The organism is Mesoaciditoga sp. (genome assembly GCF_054006115.1).
The window spans coordinates 1-19,647 of record NZ_JBPNHS010000006.1 but is presented as its reverse complement, the minus strand read 5'-3'; the positions used below and the strand labels follow the sequence as shown (position 1 = coordinate 19,647).

Genomic DNA, 19,647 nt, shown 5'->3' with positions numbered 1-19,647 from the left:
GGTAAAGCATGCTAATTCTCTATTCTGTCTGTCGTTGCAGCTGAACAAAATCATCCCAAAATACCTTGTTATCAAGTAAAAGGACAAGCGCCCTCGAAGTACTTGTCAGAACATATGAGATCCCCATCTGGAGATTCACAAATATGAGGTTGAGAGGCACAGGACGTGCCGAGAAAGCGAAGCACTCATGGACGAGTGTCTGAGCGTGCCTCATATTTTGAATCGTAAGATGGAAAAAGAGCGAATCCGTTCTGACAAGACTTCGAAAAAAATCACCTTGATCGCTTGGAAAGCGGTAGTAAAATGTTAAAGGATGCTATTATTCGAAATATGTTACCCACACAATCCGGTAGAGAACCGAGAAGTTATAGTCATTTTAAAAGCTTTTCCATCCCTCAAAACACTTGCCGAGGCTTGTGAACCCCTCATTTGAAGACTCATAAAACGACGCACTCTCAGATACTCTTCTGTAAGTGCGCCGCTTGCTATTCACTTTTTGTTCAACCAAACAGAAACAGCAGAGACTCTTGATTGATATCACAGATTTAGCGTTGGGGCTAATTTGCCTTCCCAAAAGAAATTCGGAATTTCGGGTTTTTTAAAGGGAGCTTTTGACTCATTTATGGCTTTTAAGTATCCTTTAGCCGTGGCGTTCCACGTATATTTTTCTTTTACTCTCATCAACCCTTTTCTTTGAAATGCGAGATAGGCGTCCGTGTTTTTCAAAAGTTCTGTAAATCCTTTTGCGATTTCAGATGGAATTTCTGGATTCACCAACACTCCATACTCTTGACCTGATTCTTTCAGTATCTCAGAAGGGCCACCGTTTTTTGTTGCCACAACCGGCAATCCGCATGCCATGGCCTCTATAATGGATAGTCCAAAAGGTTCGTAAAGTGCGGGGTTGCAAAAGATGGATTTTTTCTTCGAAGCGATCCTGTAAAGCGAAGCCAATTCATTTTGACCATTTGCCTGGATAAAGAAAACACGATCTTCTGCTTTTTCCTTTTGAATCAAATTGACCATTTCAGAAAGCACGTTTTTTTCATTTTCTTCAAGATTTTTGTACTCTTCATACACGTTTTTCATGCCACGAACGACTATCAAGAAATTCGCGTGATTTTTGAGCCATTCATCATTTAAATACGCTTTTAAAGCTGAAATGTGATTTTTCTTTTGATCTATTCGACTGGAAAGTATTATGAGCGGAAGACCAATCCTCGAAGAAGTGGCGTACTTGGCGACCACATTTTCCAATCTTTTTTCCATATGTTCATCTTGTGCGAAAGAATGTTCGTTGAAAATTTTCAAATTCACGCCAGGCGGAATGACTTTGAATTTTTCATCGTCTGCCACGCTTATCCATCCTTTGTAAAGTTTATGCGAGTACTGTTCAAATCTTTCCATCGAGGTGCTTACGACGTTAAAAGATGAGTACTTCATAGCGGTTCTTTCTGCTTGAATTCGTGTAGAAAAATTGTATTTCGTGTCCATTTCTTCGATGTTTTGTTTGGTCACGTGAAGTTTATCCATCTTTTGTGCGCCAAGCGAGTGAGCGGTAAAGGAATAAGGGATATTTGTTATACTGGCAAACATAGCGGCAGATATACCTCCATCACCGTAATGCCCCGTGACGAAATCCGGCATTTCCCCTTCAGATTGATAAAATTTCTCTATTCCTTTGACATATTCTTTTAGATAAGACCAAAGCTTTTCTTTCGGAAGGAATTTTTCCCCTCCAAAGTTTATCCTAACTATATTGAGGTTGCTTACACCTGGATAATGATCAATTTTAGAAGAAAACTCAGGCCATTGAGGATCTTCTATTCTTCTGGTGAAAATATCCACCTTTATCCCAAGCGATGCCATTGCTGTTGCCACTTCTTTTACGTAAACGAGTTGCCCGCCAAAATCCGGATGAGATGTCCAATAACTATCATGCGGATCAAAATTTCCTTGAGGGTTGAAAAACGCCATTCTCAATTAACTCATCCTCTCATCATTTGTTTTGTTGTTATTGGAGATAATTTTCGACGATTTTTTTCACACTCAGAAGAGGAGTGTCGGAGCCCACATTTTCGACTCTGAACGCCGCCGTGGCGCTTCCGAATTTTGCCGATTCGAATATATCATTTCCTTTTAGTAAAGAGTAATACATGCCTGACCAAAATGCGTCTCCGGCTCCTGTGGAATCCACTACTTTTCTTGCAAGAGAGGGCACTTTCCTTATTGCCTTTCCGTTTGAAACCAGAGCCCCATCTTTTCCCAACGTTAGAACAACGTTTTTGACGCCCAGCTCGTGGAAAGCTTGAATATATTTTTCGGGTGCCATATCCCCTAAAAGGCATTTTGCATCATCTAATGAGGGTTTCATAAGGAAGATATCTTTTAGCATTTTCTTTATAAAATAAGTCCCGTTTTCTCCCTTTTCCCACAATATTTTTCTGTAATTTGGATCGAAGCATATCTTTACATTCCGTTTTTTTGCGAGTGAAATGATGCTTAAAACCGTTGAACGCGAAGGTTCTCTTGAAATGGGCCAACTGCTAAAATGAATTAAATCCACTTTTGTGATAAGCTTTTCCGCATTTTCTGGAAGCTCAAGATGAAAATCAGCGCCTCTTAATGGAAGAAAATCTGGTGTACCTTTTGATTTTGAGACCAAAACCACGGATGTTGGATAAATTGGATCGAATTGGATATAATTCGTTTCCATATGTTGGCTTTTTAATTTTTCAACCAGCGCCTTTCCAAGGGAATCGTTTCCAACTCTTGAAAGAAGAATGGGGTTTATTCCTAAAGAAACAAGATTGGCCGCTATGTTGGCTGGTGAGCCGCCAAAGTGTTTTTCGAATGTTTTTGCTTCGGATAGATTTTTGACGTATTCTTTGGATATCAAGTCTATAAGTAGTTCACCTATTACCAAAATATTCAACGTTTTCACTTCGCTTTTTGTTATTTTCGTTGCTTCACTATATACCATGCTATTTTGATTTGTCAAGCTGTATAGTTGGTGAGTCGTGAATGGTAAGAAGAGCGAATCCGTTCTGACAGGACTTCGAGGGTGAAATCTAGTCCCTTTTTGAAATGCTCTGTAACATCGACGCCTAGGATGAGCAAGTATTAGGATATAATTATCATGAGGAGGGATGTTTGATTGCCAAAGAGAATAGGATTAGTTTCTTCAAAAAGCAACGTTTTGGAATTACTGGAGAACGAGCTTAGGCATATCTTAAAAGGTAAGGTGGAGTTTGTACGCTATATCGTAAATGAGAAAAATGTGCTTTGTGATGTGGATGTGGTGGTGTTGTCGGGGGGAGCTGTTGCCAAATACGTTTCAACTCCTGTGAACAAATCTGTCCCCATTTTAACTCCAAGACGTACGATAACACTCGCTGGATGGAGAAGGTTAAAATCCATTCCCGAGGGGACATCAGTGCTTGTGGTAAATGACACGAAAGAAACTGCCGAAGAAACCGTTAACCTTTTTAAAGAATTCGGTCTTCGCCTTAAATTTTATCCTTACTATCCTGGATGCGTTCGATTTCCAAAATGTAAAATAGCCATAACTCCCGGAGAAAGTAGATACGTTCCTTCATTTGTGCCAAAGATCGTGGATGTTGGGGATAGAATATTTGAACCTTCCACCATTTTAGAATTACTCTTCATGTTGGATTTGTTTAAGTGGGAAGATCTTCAAGAACTTTCCAAGTATTCAAAAACCGTTAAATCCACCCAACCCGCCCTTCAAAAATTCCTCTTTGATATGGCTGCCATAAGGCTTGATCTGGAAACTGTCCTTTCTATGGCTCGTCAGGCGGTGATGGCCTTTTCGAAGGAAGACGGGAAAATCGTTTTCTTCAACGAATTTGCCCGGGAATATGCCGGAATTGACAGCCGCGATGCTTCAAAAAATGCAAAAAAAGTGTTGAAAAAACTTGGAATAAAGTATGCGGCCAAGGAATTGCACAACGAAATAGTGGAAATAAACGATATGGAAATGGTGTTGAATTCAAAGACAACTCCCTTCGGAACCACGATCGTTTCCTTTTACCCTGTCGAACTTCACAGAGAGATCGAAAGAAAGCGAATGGTTAAAATAAAGAAATCAGGAATGATAGCCCATTCAAAATTCACCGACATCGTGGGAGGGCAAGAGATACAAAAGACGATAAAGCTCGCCAAGAAAATGGCTTTATCTGACGCGCCCATATTGTTGGAAGGAGAGAGCGGTACAGGAAAAGAGCTTTTCGCACAAGCCATTCACAATTATTCAAAAAGGAGTGGCCCTTTTGTTCCAATAAATTGCGCATCTCTTTCAGAAGAATTGTTGGAGAGTGAACTTTTCGGTTACGTTGAAGGGGCGTTCACCGGGGCAAAGAAAGGTGGAAAGTTGGGGCTTTTCGAGGTTGCAAACGGAGGAACGATTTTTCTTGACGAGATATCCGAACTTTCTCTCGCCTTGCAATCAAAACTGTTGAGAGTGCTTCAAGAAAAAGAGATCATAAGAGTGGGAGGAGTTCAGCTTATACCCGTAAATGTCAGGGTTATAGCGGCAACCAACGGCAATTTGTTTGAAATGATGGAAAGCGGCAAATTCAGAATGGATCTCTTTTATAGAATATCCACGTTTCAATTGAGGCTTCCTCCTTTACGTGAAAGAATAGAAGATCTTGAAATGCTAATTAACTTTTTGATAAGCAAGAATGGTTATGACATATTCATAAGGAAAGAGGTTTTACAAACGCTGAAAAAATACAAATGGCCAGGAAACATCAGAGAAGTGGAGAATTTTATCGATTACGTTGGAAACCTCTTTTCCGGTGAGATAGGATTTAATGAACTTCCGCCGTATCTTTCAAAAAGGATGCTTTTATCGGATGAGATAAGTGAGGAGGAAATAAGGGTTCTAAGATTTTTGAAAAACATTGGTAATTCAGGAAGGCAAAAGGTGGCAAAAGCTTGCGGGATGAACGAAAGAAAAACAAGGAAAATCCTGGAAAAGCTACAAAGAAAAGGTTTTATCTCCATAAGTCGCGGAAGAAATGGAACCAAAATTACAGAAATGGGCATCCAATTTTTAGAGACGAATTATATGAAAGATAGAGGATAAAATAGCGATTTTCATCTGCTTAAATTCCGATGTGTTCCAATTAAAGATCCATTTTATTTTTCTATCCTTCTTACAATCCTTCTTTTATCAATGAATATGGCATTCTCCTTTTAACTTAAAAAATGGCATGAATATTGCTATACATAAAAAGGGGATGCCATATGCTAAAAGTTTTGAAAGATTTAGAAGTTTACTCTCCACGTTATATGGGCAAGAAAAACTTGCTAATTTCTAACGGGATAATCGAAGACATCTTTGAAGAAGAAAAATACGCAAACATTCCCGTCAAAGATATGAAAGGAATGTACGCTTTTCCGGGCTTTATAGATGGTCATGTGCACGTAATAGGAGGAGGTGGGGAAGCGGGCTTTATTTCAAGAATAGAAGAGATAAAAACGAAGAAACTCTTAAAGTGTGGAGTAACAGGTGTAGTTGGACTTTTGGGAACTGATTCTGTTACAAGATCTTTGATATCTCTTTTTGCAAAAACCATGGCTTTAAGGGAAGATGGTATAAACGCTTACATGGTAAGCGGGTCTTATTCTTATCCGGTTAAAACTATCACCGGCAGTATAGAAAAGGATATGGTACTCATCGAACCTGTCATAGGTGTTGGTGAATTGGCTATATCAGATACACGGAGCAGTGGCGTTGATGTAAAGGAATTGAAAAGGGTTGCTCATGAAGTTTACGTTTCTTCGTTGATAGGAAAGAAAAGCGGAAAGATAATAGTCCATGTGGGCAAATTACCAACCAAGCTTTCTTTGCTCTTTGAAGCCGTTGAGGATGGGGAAATAAACAAAAATGTCTTTCTTCCCACCCATGTGAATAGGAATTACGAACTCTTAAAAGATGCAGCGAAATGGGTAAAAAGTGGAGGATACATAGATTTAACGGCAGTTGATGAAAAAAGTGGAAGCGTTTCTGTAAAAGAAGCGGTGAAATTCCTTTTAAAAGAGGATGTGAATTTGGAACATGTCCTTATCAGTAGCGATGCGCAAGGAAGTTTGCCTTCTTTTAATGGAAATGGAGATTTGGATTCTATAAGAGTATCAGATTGTTCCGTTCTGCTGAATTCGTTCAGAGAATGTGTAAAAACTGGAATGGGCGTTGAAGAGGCTTTAAGGATGTTCACTTCTAATGTTTCTGGTTTTTTTGGATTCAATTCTGGAAAAATTGAAAGGGGGAAGAGAGCGGATATACTTTTTGTGAATCCATCAGATTTAACGGTGAACGCTGTGATGGTGAGAGGGGAAGTTCATGCTTTGGATGGTAACAAGAGTGGTGTTTGAAAATAAAGGGAGGTGTTTATCTTGTCCAAGCGTTATTTCTTCTTAACGTTTTTAATGGTTTTGCTTGCGGGAGCTCTTGCATTCGCAACGGTTCCCAATCCGGATACGATCATTCAATTGACGGATAGCGATATAGTGAGTCTTGATCCGTTTTGGCCCTATTCGCCACCGTCCAACAACGTGGATTTCCAGATTTATGAGAGTTTGGTTCAATACGATGCTTCAAGCACATCTCGATTTCTACCGATGCTCTCTACCAACGTTCCTTCTGTAAAAGATGGAACGATCCTTGATAACGGCAAGACGTACATATTTCATATACGCCAAAATGTGAAATTTCATAACGGAGATGTACTTACACCTGAAGATGTGAAGTATTCTCTGGAGAGACTGGTAATATTCGATCGTTCTGGTGGTCCATCGTGGATGGTTACAAGGCCACTCACCGGTGTGGATAGCTTGGCTGATTTGGCGGTGAAATACGCTGGCGTGAAAAAATGGAGTGACATGATCGAAAATGGTTCTCTTAAACCAGAATATAAAGATGCCATTCTTAAAGCCTTCAATGTCCTGGATAAATCGATAGAGGTAAAAGGAAATGATGTGATCATTCACATGCCGAAACCTTATCCTTCCCTTATATCCATTCTCGCACATGGTATATGTGGTTCTTACATAATAGACAAAAAATGGGCTGTTGAAAATGGAGCGTGGGATGGGAAAGCTTCTACATGGTGGAAATATCACAACCCAGTCCGTGAAAAGGATCCCCTTTATTCAATTGCCAATGGCACAGGACCTTACGTTTTGGTAAAGTGGCAAAGAGGCGTACAGATAACGCTCCACAGATTTGATGGATATTGGAGAAAACCAGCTAAGATCAAAAACATCATAATTAAAGTTGTGAAAGAGTACACCACACGAAAATTGATGCTTGAACACGGAGATGCCGATATAGTAACCATCCCACAGCAATACATTCCTCAGGTGAAAAACATTCCCGGTGTTGAGGTCATCGAGAGGCTTCCAATATTGGGAGAAGATGCTGGCTTTATGACTTACACAATTAACACAAAGGGAAATCCATACGTTGGAAGCGGAAAACTTGATGGAAACGGTATACCTTCGAATTTCTTTAGCGATATAAACGTTAGAAAGGCGTTCTCTTACATGTTCCCTTATAAACTTTACATAAAAGAAGTATGGAATGGCAACGCCATTCAACCAAATGGTCCTATTCCAAAGGGAATATTCGGGTATGATCCTACAATTCCAACGTATCACTTCGATCTGCAAAAAGCCACAGAGTATTTCAAAAAGGCATTCAACGGTGAATTATGGAAAAAGGGATTCAAGATGTCCGTTGTGTACATAACAGGCAGTGTAACAACTCAGCAAGTGGCAGAGATGTTAAGTTTTTATGCAAGGAAGATCAATCCAAAATTCAGAATAGAGGTTAAATCTGAGATTTGGGCTTCGTACGTAAGAGATCGCCTGGAATGGAAGCTACCCTATTTCATGACAGGTTGGTTTGCAGACTATCCTGATGCCGATGACTTTGTATATCCTTTCCTTTACAGTAACGGCTATTATGGATTGACGCTTGGAAAGGGATATCAACAATTGGCAAAGAAAGAATTTGATCCTTTAATAGAACAGGCCGAAGAAACGACAAACGTTAAAGAAAGGCTGAAAATATACAGAGAACTTTCCGTGAAGGCTTACAAAGAAGCGGCTATAATGTGGCTATTCCAGCCGTTAGGCAATCATGTACAAAGAAGCTGGATACACGGATGGTATTACAATCCTATGCTTAGAGGAATGGAAGACTTTTACGCCTTATCGAAGTACTAAAACTTTGAGAAGAGCATATCGGGGTGCCTTCTTATGAAGGCACCCAATTTTAAAAAATGGAGGGATGAGATGTGAAGAAGATGCTGTTTTTAACCGCTATCATTTTGATGATGGGGGTATTCATCTTTGCGAGTGGGATGGCAAATCCAGATACCATAATCGAAGAAACGACTGGAACCATACCTTCGCTTGATCCAGCATGGTGTTACGATACCGCTTCGGTTGAAGCCGTGTCGCAGATGTACGATAACCTAATTCAATACGATGGAACGAGTTTGAAGAATTATCTTCCGATGATTTCAACGAACGTTCCTTCAGTGAAAGATGGAACCATTCTTGATAATGGAAAAACATACGTTTTCCATATAAGAAAGGGTGTTAAATTTCATAACGGCGATATTCTCACACCGGAAGATGTGAAATACTCATTTGAAAGGCTTCTCGTGTTAGATAGAAGTGGTGGAGCCGCCTGGATGATCGCCGAAGCGCTTTTTCCGACTATAGACGGAAATTACGTCGATTCAATAACTCAATGGGCTGAAAAATTTGCGGGTGTCAAATGGAAAGATATGTTTGATGAGAACAAAATGTTGAAACCGCAGTATAAAGATGCCATAGTGAAGACATTCAAGTTGATGGATAAAGACTTTGAAATAAATGGTGATACTTTGATAATCCATCTTCCCCATCCTTACCCGCCATTTCTTTCAATGCTGGCGCATTACGCTGGATGGACAAGTATAGAAGATAAAGAATGGGCGATCAAGAATGGTGCTTGGCCGGGGACGGCGGAAAATTGGTGGAAATACAACAATCCAACACGTGAAAAAGATCCCCTTTACTCCATAGAAAATGGTAGTGGTCCATTCATGTTGGACAGATGGACAAGAGGAAGGGAGATAGTCTTCAAGAGATTTGACGGCTATTGGAATACACCGGCAAAGGTAAAATACGCGATAATAAAACGCGTGCCCGAATTCACCACCAGAAAACTTGATCTTCAACGTGGAAACGCCGACATAATATACGTTCCAGAACAATACATGTCTCAGGTAGAGAAAATGGATGGAGTTCGCGTGCTTAAAGGATTCCCAACTCTAGAAATAGTCAGTGGATTTTTCAATTTCAATGTCAACGCAAAAGGCAAATCCCTCATTGGAAGTGGAAAGCTGGATGGAAACGGTATACCGCCAGATTTCTTCAGTGATATAAATGTCAGAAAAGCATTTGAATACCTTTTCCCATATGAAAAATACATAAATGAAGTGTGGAATGGAGAGGGAATGATACCTAACAGTTGCATTCCAAAAGGATTACTTGGTTACAGCAAAGACGTTCCATCTTACGATTACAATTTGCAAAAGGCCACTGAGTATTTCAAAAAGGCTTACAACGGTGAATTGTGGAAAAAAGGCTTTAAATTCACCATAGTTTACAACACCGGCAACCAGCAGAGAAGGTTGGCTTGTGAAATGATAAAGTTCTATGCTAGAAAGATCAATCCAAAGTTCCAAATAAATGTGGCAAGCGAATTGTGGGCATCTTATCTTGATGATGTGTTCGCGGGAAGGCTTCCATTCTTCGTTATGGGATGGACGGCGGATTACCCAGACGCTTACGATTTTGCCCAGCCTTTTCTTTCCAGTTTTGGAACTTATGGAGCTTTCCTGGGAAAGAACTTTAAGAAATTGGCGAAGAAAGAGTTCAATCCTCTTATAGTTGCCTCAATGAAGACAAGTATTCCAGAAGAAAGAGCCCAGCTCTACAAAGAGCTCGCAACGAAAGCACATGATTACGCCGTGGAACTTTACATGATTCAACCATTCGGTCATCATGTTGAAAGAACATGGGTAAAAGGTTGGTATTACAATCCAATGAGCTTAATGGCTGGATTGGATTTCTATAAACTTTCTAAGTGATGGTATACTTACCAGCGCGTCCAACGAAGCGAGCCGAGGGAGCCCCCGCCCTCGGCTTCGATTTATAATATAAAAAAATGGCAATTGGAGGAATTGAAATGAGAGTTAGCGAAGCGTTAAAGATATTTGAAGAGCTGGTACCATTAAATCTTACAGAAAAATACGATGCCGTCAATGGTCTTCAAATTGAAGGCGCAGATGTGGATGTCAAGTGTATTTTGACTTGTCTGGATGTTACACCGACAACTGTTAAGATGGCGATAGAACGCGGCTGTCAAATCGTTATATCTCATCATCAGCCAATAATTATCCCTTCAAGGACCGTTTTAAAATCTGATTGGTACGGCGAAATAGTGAGCCTGGCGTTGAAGCATGACATAACCATCTACAGTATTCACACGGCTTACGATTCCGTGAAAGGGGGATTGAACGATTACGTCGGAAAGCTTATAGGTCTTGAAAATATGCACCCTTTGCAGCATCATAACGGTGATCAGAGTAGCCCGCATGGAATGGGAAGAATAGGAGTGTTAAAAAAAACTTTGTCATTAAATGACTTTGCCAAGCAGGTAAAAGAAAAACTCAGCGCATCCACTTTGAAAATTGTAGGGGATGGGAAAAAGCCAATTCAAAAAGTTGCAATTGGAACGGGGAATGGACTGGCGCTGATAGATGATGTTTTGAAAAGCGATGTAGATGTTTACGTTACTGGAGATGTTCAGTATCGTGACATAAGGAAGATGGTTCAAAATAAGATGGCAATGATAGCAATCGAGCATGATGATACGGAAAAATTCTTTTCTAAATCGATAAGGGAAAAACTTGAAAGAAGGTTTCCTTACTTACAGTTCGTGGAGTTCAACGACAAATTTTATCATGTACTGGATTGATTAACTGCGATCGAAATGTTATAATCCGATTAACTTAAAAATTGAATACCTCCGAAGGTAAAGGTACTTAATAAGTTTAATAGGGAAGATAGTGAAAATCTATCACGGCCCAGCCACCGTGATCAGGGACGAAATCTGCAATAGCCACTGACTTTTTGTTGGGAAGGCGCAGAAAGTAGGATGATCTGAGAGTCGGGAGACCTGCCTTTATCCGGAGAGCTTCTCAACCTCTAGGGAGGAGTGAGAAGATATTTTATTGTTGGAGGTGATTTTATGAAATTGCATGAATTTCTTTCTAAAGAGATCATGCGCTCTTACGGAATTCCCGTACCAAAGTCCTTCCTTGTAAGAAAAGGAGAATCTCCAAAGAATTTTTTTCTTCCTTGCGTTTTGAAATCTCAAGTTTTGGTTGGAAGCAGAATGAAAAATGGTGGTGTGCTCTTCGTCAATACGCCTCAAGAGTTTGAACATGGACTCAAAATTCTTCTTGGAAAAAAGATAAAATATGAAATTCCATTTGGGGTGCTGGTTGAAGAAAAAATTCCAACAAAACACGAACATTATCTTTCACTAATTCTTGATAGGGATGAGAAGGATATCTCTCTTATATACTCAAATGACGGCGGAATTGATGTGGAAACTTCACAGAATTTTGTCAAAGGGCAATTCGATAGGATGGTAAAAAATATTGATCCAAGAACCGCGAAAATTGCTCTTATTTTGAGAAGAATAGCTTTAGAAAAAGATATAACACTTCTTGAAATAAATCCTCTTGGCGAAATGGAAAATGGAGAATTTATAGCACTTGATGCAGTTTTTTATTTAGACGATTCAGCAATTTACAGGCAATCCTGGGTCAAAAAATTTGCAGAAGAAAATCCTTATCCATTTAATTATGTTAAGTTAGAAGGAAATATAGGAATAATCGGGTGCGGAGCCGGCATAGTAATGGCAACCATAGATATGGTTAAGCTTTTCGGCGGTGAGCCAGCTGATTTTTTAGACCTTGGCGGAGGGGCTAACAAAGATGTTACAGTGTTTGCACTTGAAACACTTAAAGGTTATGGAATTAGAAAAACCATTATGAATATATTTGGCGGGATCACAAAATGCGATGAAATAGCGAGGGCTATTGTCGATTTCAAAAAGAGAAACCCAGATTACATGCTCTACGTTAGGTTAACCGGGACAAACGAAGAAAAAGCAAAAGAGGTATTAGAAAAAAATCATATTAATTATTACAACGACATGTATTCAATGGTGAAAAGCGCTGTGGCAGGTGATGAGATGTGATTACAGGAAAAGAAAGAGTGTGTGTTCAAGGAATGGGAAAATATGGAACGTTTCACGCCTTAAAGATGAAGGCATATGGTACAAATATTGTGTGTGGGGTTTCAAAAGGAAACAAACTGATGGACACTGATGGGATACCTGTTTTGAATAGTATGAAAGATGCAGTAATTAAATATGACGTTGATACTTCAGTGGTGTTCGTTCCAGCAATGTACGCAAAAGATGCTGTTTTGGAATCTATCGATGCTGGGATCAAGAAAATTGTGATTATAACCGAACACATTCCTCAGTATGACGCTTTACATTTATATCATGTTGCGAAAGAAAAAAATGTAAGAATAATCGGACCCAATTGTCCAGGATTGATATTGCCCGGAATAAGTAAAATAGGCATCATGCCGGAAAAAGCTTTCGTTCCTGGAGATATAGCTGTTATATCTAAAAGTGGCACTTTAATGTACGAAGTTTCGAATTATCTCTCATTGCATTCAAGCGGAATAAAAGTCGCCATCGGATTAGGTGGGGATCCCATTACGGGGACTTCAATTGCAGAAGTTTTTGATTGGTTAATTAAAGAAAACGTAACAAAAGTCAGGATCATAGGCGAATTGGGAGGAAATGAAGAAATAGATGGTATTCAGCATGCCCTTGATATAGGCTATAAAGGAGAAATAAAAGTCTTCTTTGCAGGAAGATTTGCCCCAAGAGGCAAGAGAATGGGACATGCAGGTGCAATAGTTCTTGGATATTTCGGAAGTGTAGAATACAAAGAAAGAGAATTAAAGAAATTGGGAATAACTGTTGCTCAAACAATACCAGAGCTTATTTAAAAGCAGAGAAAAGAAATGCTGTATGAGATCTTATCAAACCAATTCTTTTTGATTTTTTCAACAATTTTAATTGGTGTTGGAATCGGAAAAATTGAAATAGGAAAATTTAAATTGGGCTTTTCAGGAGCTCTTTTTGTTGGACTTTTTGAGGGATGGCTTATAACGGCATTTCTTAAACATGCTGGATACTTCTCTAAAGCGTCAAATTTGAACATTTCTGGAGAGCTTTTTCACTTTTCCTTAATACTTTTTATCTCAGCGGTGGGCTTGCTTGCAGGAAAAGACATAGGGGGACTTTTCAAAAAGTATGGTTTAAAATTCCTCTTGTTGGGTTTTTTTATGACGTTTATTGGGATGATTTTTACCCTGCTTTTGGAAAAAGCTTTTCACGGAAGCAAGTACATTTTTTTGGGAATATTCACAGGTGCAATGACAAGTTCACCTGGATTGGCAGCAGCACTTGGCGTATCTTCAACGCCTTCATCGGAAAGTTTGATAGGTTACGGGTACGCACTCGGATATGTCCCGGGTGTTTTGGTTGTCGTTGTTTTTATGTCCCTCGTGCCAATTTTGCTTAAAAGAAAAAGCTTTAGAAGTACAGAATCGTCTAAAAAAACAAAAGGTGAAGAAAAGGGTACTTTTGACTTCATGGCTTTTAGTTTAGTTGTGATCATTGGGATTGTCTTGGGAAAACTCAAAATATCATCTTTTAGTTTAGGTCTTACAGGTGGAACTTTAACTTCCTCGCTTTTTTTCGGTTATTTGGAGAATTTGGGGCCGTTTAACTTTTCCATGAACAATCAAATTCTAAACAACGTTAAAAACCTGGGATTGCTGCTCTTTCTTTCAATTGTTGGATTAAAATATGGATTCACAACGGTAACTTCTTTCAACAGTACAGGAATTATTTACATGTTTCTCGCCTTTTTAATCTCATTTATTCCAATCTTTTTTGGATTTCTAATAGGGAAATTCGTTTTCAAAATGAATTGGAACTTACTTGCAGGAGCTCTATGTGGTGGAATGACAAGCACTCCGGGTCTTGGAGCTGCGTTCGACAACACAAAAAGTGAAGAAACGGTAGGAGGATATGGAGCAGTTTACCCTTTTGCTCTTCTCGGAATGATCATCTTCGTGATGATAATGAATTTGTCTTGAACTCAGAGATTTTGTATGGAAATAAAGCAATTAATTTAAGAGATATCGAAATAATACTTGCTTGATACTTGACAAAGTTATATCGTTTTTATATACTATATATAGTATATATGTTTGGTATAAATACTATATATTGAAATGAGGGGTGTTTATATGAATATAAGAAAAATTGTAGAGGATTACATTTATAAGAGCGACTGGCAGGTTAAAGAGAATTCAAACATGGGATATTCACTTCAAGGACTTGAACACCATGTTTATAAGAATGCAATAAAGAGATATTGGCTTGACCATGTTTATGATGAAAAGATCAAAAAAGCTCATGAAGAGGGATGGTTCCACATACATGATTTGGGTTACCTATCCGCATATTGCGTTGGTTGGGATTTAGAAGATTTATTAAGAGTTGGTTTAAAAGGGGTACCCGGAAAAGTTTCTTCAAAACCTGCAAAGCACTTTTCGACTATTTTGATGCAGATAGTCAATTTTTTGTATACCCTTCAAGGAGAAGTGGCGGGAGCTGTGGCTTTTTCCAGTTTTGATACTCTTCTTGCTCCATTTATCAGATACGATAATCTCACCTACGATCAGGTTAAACAAGCCATGCAAGAATTCATATTTAACATGAATGTTGCTACAAGGGCCGGATTTCAAGCACCTTTCAGCAATTTAACAATGGACTTGATCGTACCAAAATTGTACAGAGAAAAACACGTGATAATTGGTGGTAAAGAACGGAAAGAAGTTTATTCAGATTTTCAAGAAGAAATGAACATGTTGAATAGGGCGTTCATAGAGGTTATGCTTGAAGGTGACGGTGACGAACGTCCATTTTCATTTCCGATACCAACTTACAATATCACAAAATCATTTGAATGGGATAGCGAAATTGTGAATATGATAATGCAGATGACCGCGAAATTTGGAACTCCATATTTTGCGAATTTTGTAAATTCAGATATGGATCCAGAAGATACAAGAAGCATGTGTTGTAGACTTAGACTTAACAACAAAGATGTTAAAGAACATCTGGAAAAGCTGTCATTTAATTTTGTCAATCAGGATGAAAGCTCCACTACAGAGATAAAAAGGCGTGGAGGTCTATTCAATTCAAATCCGCTGACGGGTTCCATAGGTGTTGTCACCGTAAACCTTCCCAAAATAGGATATCTATCAAAAACGAAAAATGAATACTTTGAGCGACTTGATTCCGTCATGGAAATAGCAATGGAATCTCTTGAAAGGAAAAGAAAAGTGGTGGAAGCTTTTACAGAAAAAGGTCTATATCCATATACAAAATTCTATCTTAGAACGATAAAAGAGAGTACAGGTCAATATTGGGCAAATCACTTTTCTACTATAGGTCTTGTAGGAATGAGCGAATCCCTTCTCAATTTCCTCGGTGTTGGAATAGAAACTGAAAAAGGTATGGATTTCGCAAAGCAAGTTCTCGATTACATGTTAAAAAAATTAGAAGCCTTTACCACTATCACAGGAAATCTTTACAATCTTGAAGCTTCACCAGCGGAAAGCACATCTTATGAACTTGCTAAAATAGATAAATCTTTTTATCCCGATATAAAAACTTCTGGAACAGAAGAGAATCCGTACTACACAAATTCGACAATGCTCCCTGTTTCCTCAAGTGAAGATCCTTTTGAAGTGGCTGAACATCAATCAAACTTACAACCTAAGTACACTGGAGGAACTGTAGCACATTTCTTTGTAGGGGAAAAAATAACAGATTACAAAGCTTTGAAAATGTTCGTAAAGAAAATTATTGAAAGAACTCCTCTTCCTTACATCACGATAACTCCAACTTTTTCCATTTGCCCGGTACATGGATACATTCCGGGAGAACATTTTGAGTGTCCTTACTGTGGAAAAGAATGTGAAGTGTACTCAAGAGTTGTTGGTTATTATAGACCAGTTCAAAATTGGAATGACGGGAAACGTCAAGAGTTCAATGAAAGATCCATGTTTAAAATTGAGACAGGTGTTACTGAAAAATGAGGATAGCTGGCTTAAGATCATTTAGCTTGGTTGATTACCCGGGAAGACCATCAGCAGTGGTGTTTACTTCTGGATGTAATTTTAGGTGTCCTTGGTGTCATAATTGGAAAATAGCTTACGGTGAGGAATCGCTTGATGACAATATGGAAAATGTGAAAATGGCATTAAGAGGAAAAATAAGAAAAAGAGTTGATGCTATATGTGTTACTGGAGGAGAACCAACCATTCATTCAGAACTTCCAAAGTTTGTTGAATTTTTAAAATCGCTTGGTTATTTAGTGAAGGTGGATACTAACGGTTCAAATCCAAACATGGTAAAAGATATGTTGGAAATTGCTAATTATTTCGCTGTTGATATAAAATCAAGACCAGAAAAATATCCGCTTCTTACCGGGATAGATATTAACATGTGGGAAAAGGTAGAAAAAACGGTGGAAATCTTGAGAGAATACAAGGTTTCCTATGAACTTAGGATGACCTACGTTCCCGGACTTTCTGATGAAAAAGATGTAGACTTTTTATCTGAATTTTCAGAAAATGGGGAAAATGTTTTCTTGACTTTCGCAAAAAGCACTCCTAACTTTCAAATTGACAGGGATATTCCATATATTCAACACTTAAAAGTAGATAAAATAAAAGTTCGATAAAAAACTGAAAACAACAGAGTCCAAAAATTACAGTAACACGTATAATTGAGATTGTTCAATTCGTTTTTTGAAAGATTGAATGTTAAAATCAAATAGTCATTTCACTTAAGAAGGGAGTTTTAAAATGTATAAAACGTGTAAATGGTATCCTGTTTGTCCAATGAAAAGATTTTATGAAGCAGGGAAAATAGATAAGAAATGGGTAGAAAAGTATTGTTTTGGTGATTGGAAAAGCTGTGTAAGGTACCAAATGGAAGAAAGTGAAAAGTATCATCCAGATTGGATGTTGCCAGATGGAAGTCTGGATGAAAGCTTAAAGAACGGGTAAAGGCAAAAGGCTAAAAATATTTAAGAGGTGAAAGATGAATAAAAAATATATGCCTCCCTTAAGGGTTGGAAAATATATAGCGGAAGTGCCTATAATTCAAGGTGGAATGAGCGTGGGAATATCCCTATCAGGTTTGGCGGCGGCTGTTGCCAATGAAGGAGGAATAGGCGTCATCGGAGCGGCAGGTATAGGAATGTTTGAAGAAGATTTTGAAAGAAATTTCAAGGGTGCTAACAGACGTGCTCTGAGAAAAGAAATAAGAAAAGCCAAAGAGATGACCGATGGCCTTATAGGTGTGAACGTCCTGATGGCCTTAACGGATGCCAATGAACTTATAAAAATATCGGCAGAGGAAAAGGTTAACTTCGTCTTTTTGGGTGCGGGTCTTCCTTTGAAACTTCCAGAAGAAGTAACGCCTCAAGGAGAAAAAGAACCTTTCACCAAGGTAGTTCCCATAGTTTCCTCCGCACGTGCGACAAAGATAATATTCGATTATTGGGCCAAAAATTATGGAAATGTTCCTTCCATAGTGGTTGTGGAAGGGCCAATGGCTGGTGGACATTTGGGATTTAAGAAGGAACAGATAGACGATCCAAACTACGCTTTGGAGAAAATATTTCCTCCGATCCTCGAGACCGTTAAGGGGTATGAAAGAAGATTCAACAAGGAAATCCCTGTTGTAGCGGCGGGGGGCATATTTGACGGTTCGGATATATGTAAATACATTTCAATGGGTGCAGCAGGTGTTCAAATGGGAACCAGATTTGTCGCCACTTACGAGTGTGATGCTTCCCAGAAATTCAAGGAAATGTACTTAAAATGCAAAAAGGAAGACTTGGAGATAATAAAAAGCCCAGTCGGACTGCCGGGCAGGGCCATAAGAAACAAATTCATAGAAGACGTAGAAAAGGAAAGAATAAGAAAACCATTTAAATGCCCGTGGAAGTGCTTAAAAACTTGTGATTTCAGGACCTCTCCTTACTGTATAGCTCGTGCTTTGACAAATGCCAAAGAAGGAAAACTGGACGATGGATTTACTTTTGCGGGAGCAAATGCTTACCGCATAAGCAAGATCGTATCAGTCAAAGAGCTAATCGAGGAGTTAAAAGAAGAATATGCCGAAAGTTGTGAGAAGTTAAATTAGTTTCCTTATAAGATGTACCCAGTTTAAAGTTCAAAATAGTGTTTTACGTTCTCTATGGCTTCTACAACAGCCGTAGAGCTTTCCTTAATGAAGGAAGCGGCTGTACCAGCTTTAATTGCCGTTTTAAGAACCTCGAGAGGTGTTTTATTGTTGAGCAAACCGTACAAAACGGCAGTATCAAAAGCATCACCACATCCCAACGAAAATTTGCCTCCTTGTGAAGCGGGAATAGAATATTCTTCATTTTTTTCGATGTACTTTGCGCCTTTTTCTCCCAGTTTTTCAAATATTTTAACCGTTGCGGTGGGAATATTTTTCCCAAAAATAGCGCTATATTCTTCTTCGTTGGGTAAAAGATAATCACAAACTCATGTTGTGCGTGAACATTACAAAATATGTTACGAGAAATATTACAAACAATGTTACGTGTCGAAAACAGGCGTGGCTTCTGGCATTTTGAATCTCGAATGAAGGAGCTCGAAGTTCCTTTTCACAGATTTCATCTTTGACCTTAGATGCGAAAGCGCATCGTGAATCATTTCAAATGTATCTTTCTTCGTCGCATTTTTGGATTTCTCTTTCAACAACATTTCATGATCTTTGAAAATCATGTACGCTAAGATGACTAACAACATCCAATGCTCTTGAGCCGCATCACTCAAAAGTTTGCAGTCTTTGAGTCCAAGCTCTTGCTTTGCCATCTTAATAAAAAAGCTTTCTATCTTCCAACGTTCAAGATAATTCTTGACTATCTCAACACCACTGAGATTCACATCCGTACTTATGAGTGTTATCCTCTCGCCAGTTTCATTCTCACAAACAACATGCTTTAAGATGAATCTAAACGCTTGAAAACAAGATATTCTTTCATGCACACGCATCTTTTCAACATTTATTTTCGCTTCTTGTACTTGGGTCATATCCAAATTCTTTTGGTATTCACCTACGCTCATAACAGATGAATCTATTTTGACTTTGAAGCTCGATTTCATTCTCCCGATGAAATTCACTTTGAACCACTTACAGCGGCTTCAACAACGTATGAGTGAGTAAACCATGAATCTCCTAACAATGTAGCTCCTTTAATTTCTTTAGCGCTGGTAGGGTCCCAAATTTACAATAAGTTCATTAAGGCAATTGCTGAGGATGCTTGAAATAGTCCTTGA

16 protein-coding genes and 1 riboswitch are annotated in these 19,647 nt (G+C 38.7%); of the genes, 12 read left to right on the top strand and 4 right to left on the bottom strand.

The genetic code is table 11. The features are described from left to right. Positions 1–537 precede the first annotated feature (537 nt). Positions 538–1,977, bottom strand: coding sequence for a glycosyltransferase (locus tag ACXJIN_RS00880; RefSeq protein WP_456398727.1), 1,440 nt, complete (start codon positions 1,975–1,977; stop codon positions 538–540). 37 nt (positions 1,978–2,014) lie between these two features. Continuing rightward, positions 2,015–2,935: a carbohydrate kinase family protein gene (locus ACXJIN_RS00875; RefSeq protein ID WP_456398722.1), complete on the bottom strand. Its 921-nt coding sequence runs from the start codon at positions 2,933–2,935 to the stop codon at positions 2,015–2,017. Positions 2,936–3,157: 222 nt separating this feature from the next. On the opposite strand from ACXJIN_RS00875, the gene ACXJIN_RS00870 reads away from it, so the two are divergent. The 12 genes from ACXJIN_RS00870 (at position 3,158) to ACXJIN_RS00815 (ending at position 18,481) form a co-directional block, all read left to right on the top strand. Further along, a complete protein-coding gene (locus ACXJIN_RS00870; protein ID WP_456398721.1) occupies positions 3,158–5,113 on the top strand; it encodes a sigma-54 interaction domain-containing protein in 1,956 nt (651 codons plus the stop codon). Between the two features lie 161 nt (positions 5,114–5,274). Then, positions 5,275–6,405, top strand: coding sequence for a beta-aspartyl-peptidase (gene iadA, locus ACXJIN_RS00865; RefSeq protein WP_456398720.1), 1,131 nt, complete (start codon positions 5,275–5,277; stop codon positions 6,403–6,405). Between the two features lie 21 nt (positions 6,406–6,426). Beyond that, on the top strand, positions 6,427–8,259 hold the full coding sequence (locus ACXJIN_RS00860) for an ABC transporter substrate-binding protein (protein ID WP_456398719.1): 1,833 nt from the start codon (positions 6,427–6,429) through the stop codon (positions 8,257–8,259). Between the two features lie 80 nt (positions 8,260–8,339). Further along, on the top strand, positions 8,340–10,178 hold the full coding sequence (locus tag ACXJIN_RS00855) for an ABC transporter substrate-binding protein (protein WP_456398725.1): 1,839 nt from the start codon (positions 8,340–8,342) through the stop codon (positions 10,176–10,178). Positions 10,179–10,276: 98 nt separating this feature from the next. Continuing rightward, positions 10,277–11,068: a Nif3-like dinuclear metal center hexameric protein gene (locus ACXJIN_RS00850; protein WP_456398717.1), complete on the top strand. Its 792-nt coding sequence runs from the start codon at positions 10,277–10,279 to the stop codon at positions 11,066–11,068. Positions 11,069–11,112: 44 nt separating this feature from the next. Beyond that, a riboswitch (cobalamin riboswitch) is annotated at positions 11,113–11,291 on the top strand. Positions 11,292–11,341: 50 nt separating this feature from the next. Then, complete coding sequence (locus tag ACXJIN_RS00845; protein ID WP_456398715.1) at positions 11,342–12,361, top strand: ATP-grasp domain-containing protein; 1,020 nt, start codon at positions 11,342–11,344, stop codon at positions 12,359–12,361. Further along, a complete protein-coding gene (locus ACXJIN_RS00840) occupies positions 12,358–13,191 on the top strand; it encodes a succinate--CoA ligase subunit alpha (RefSeq protein WP_456398713.1) in 834 nt (277 codons plus the stop codon). The genes ACXJIN_RS00845 and ACXJIN_RS00840 overlap by 4 nt, the downstream gene beginning before the upstream one ends. A 15-nt stretch (positions 13,192–13,206) precedes the next feature. After that, positions 13,207–14,349 carry an aspartate-alanine antiporter-like transporter gene (locus ACXJIN_RS00835; RefSeq protein WP_456398711.1) on the top strand — a complete coding sequence of 381 codons (1,143 nt, stop codon included), beginning with the start codon at positions 13,207–13,209 and terminating at the stop codon, positions 14,347–14,349. Between the two features lie 138 nt (positions 14,350–14,487). Continuing rightward, positions 14,488–16,362: a ribonucleoside triphosphate reductase gene (locus ACXJIN_RS00830; protein WP_456398710.1), complete on the top strand. Its 1,875-nt coding sequence runs from the start codon at positions 14,488–14,490 to the stop codon at positions 16,360–16,362. Beyond that, the gene (locus tag ACXJIN_RS00825; protein ID WP_456398709.1) at positions 16,359–17,009 is read left to right on the top strand and encodes an anaerobic ribonucleoside-triphosphate reductase activating protein; all 651 of its coding nucleotides are present in this window, start codon (positions 16,359–16,361) and stop codon (positions 17,007–17,009) included. The genes ACXJIN_RS00830 and ACXJIN_RS00825 overlap by 4 nt, the downstream gene beginning before the upstream one ends. A 124-nt stretch (positions 17,010–17,133) precedes the next feature. Further along, positions 17,134–17,337, top strand: a complete 204-nt coding sequence (locus tag ACXJIN_RS00820) for a uracil-DNA glycosylase (protein WP_456398707.1) — start codon at positions 17,134–17,136, stop codon at positions 17,335–17,337. A gap of 34 nt (positions 17,338–17,371) precedes the next feature. Next, a complete protein-coding gene (locus ACXJIN_RS00815; RefSeq protein ID WP_456398706.1) occupies positions 17,372–18,481 on the top strand; it encodes an NAD(P)H-dependent flavin oxidoreductase in 1,110 nt (369 codons plus the stop codon). A 23-nt stretch (positions 18,482–18,504) separates the two neighbouring features. Here ACXJIN_RS00815 and ACXJIN_RS00810 read toward each other — a convergent pair whose 3' ends face one another. Together ACXJIN_RS00810 and ACXJIN_RS00805 are read right to left on the bottom strand one after the other, a co-directional pair. Then, entirely contained in the window at positions 18,505–18,792 is a 288-nt protein-coding gene (locus tag ACXJIN_RS00810) for a carbohydrate kinase family protein (RefSeq protein WP_456398724.1), read from the bottom strand. A 111-nt stretch (positions 18,793–18,903) separates the two neighbouring features. Further along, positions 18,904–19,491 carry a transposase gene (locus ACXJIN_RS00805; protein ID WP_456398704.1) on the bottom strand — a complete coding sequence of 196 codons (588 nt, stop codon included), beginning with the start codon at positions 19,489–19,491 and terminating at the stop codon, positions 18,904–18,906. Positions 19,492–19,647: the final 156 nt, after the last annotated feature.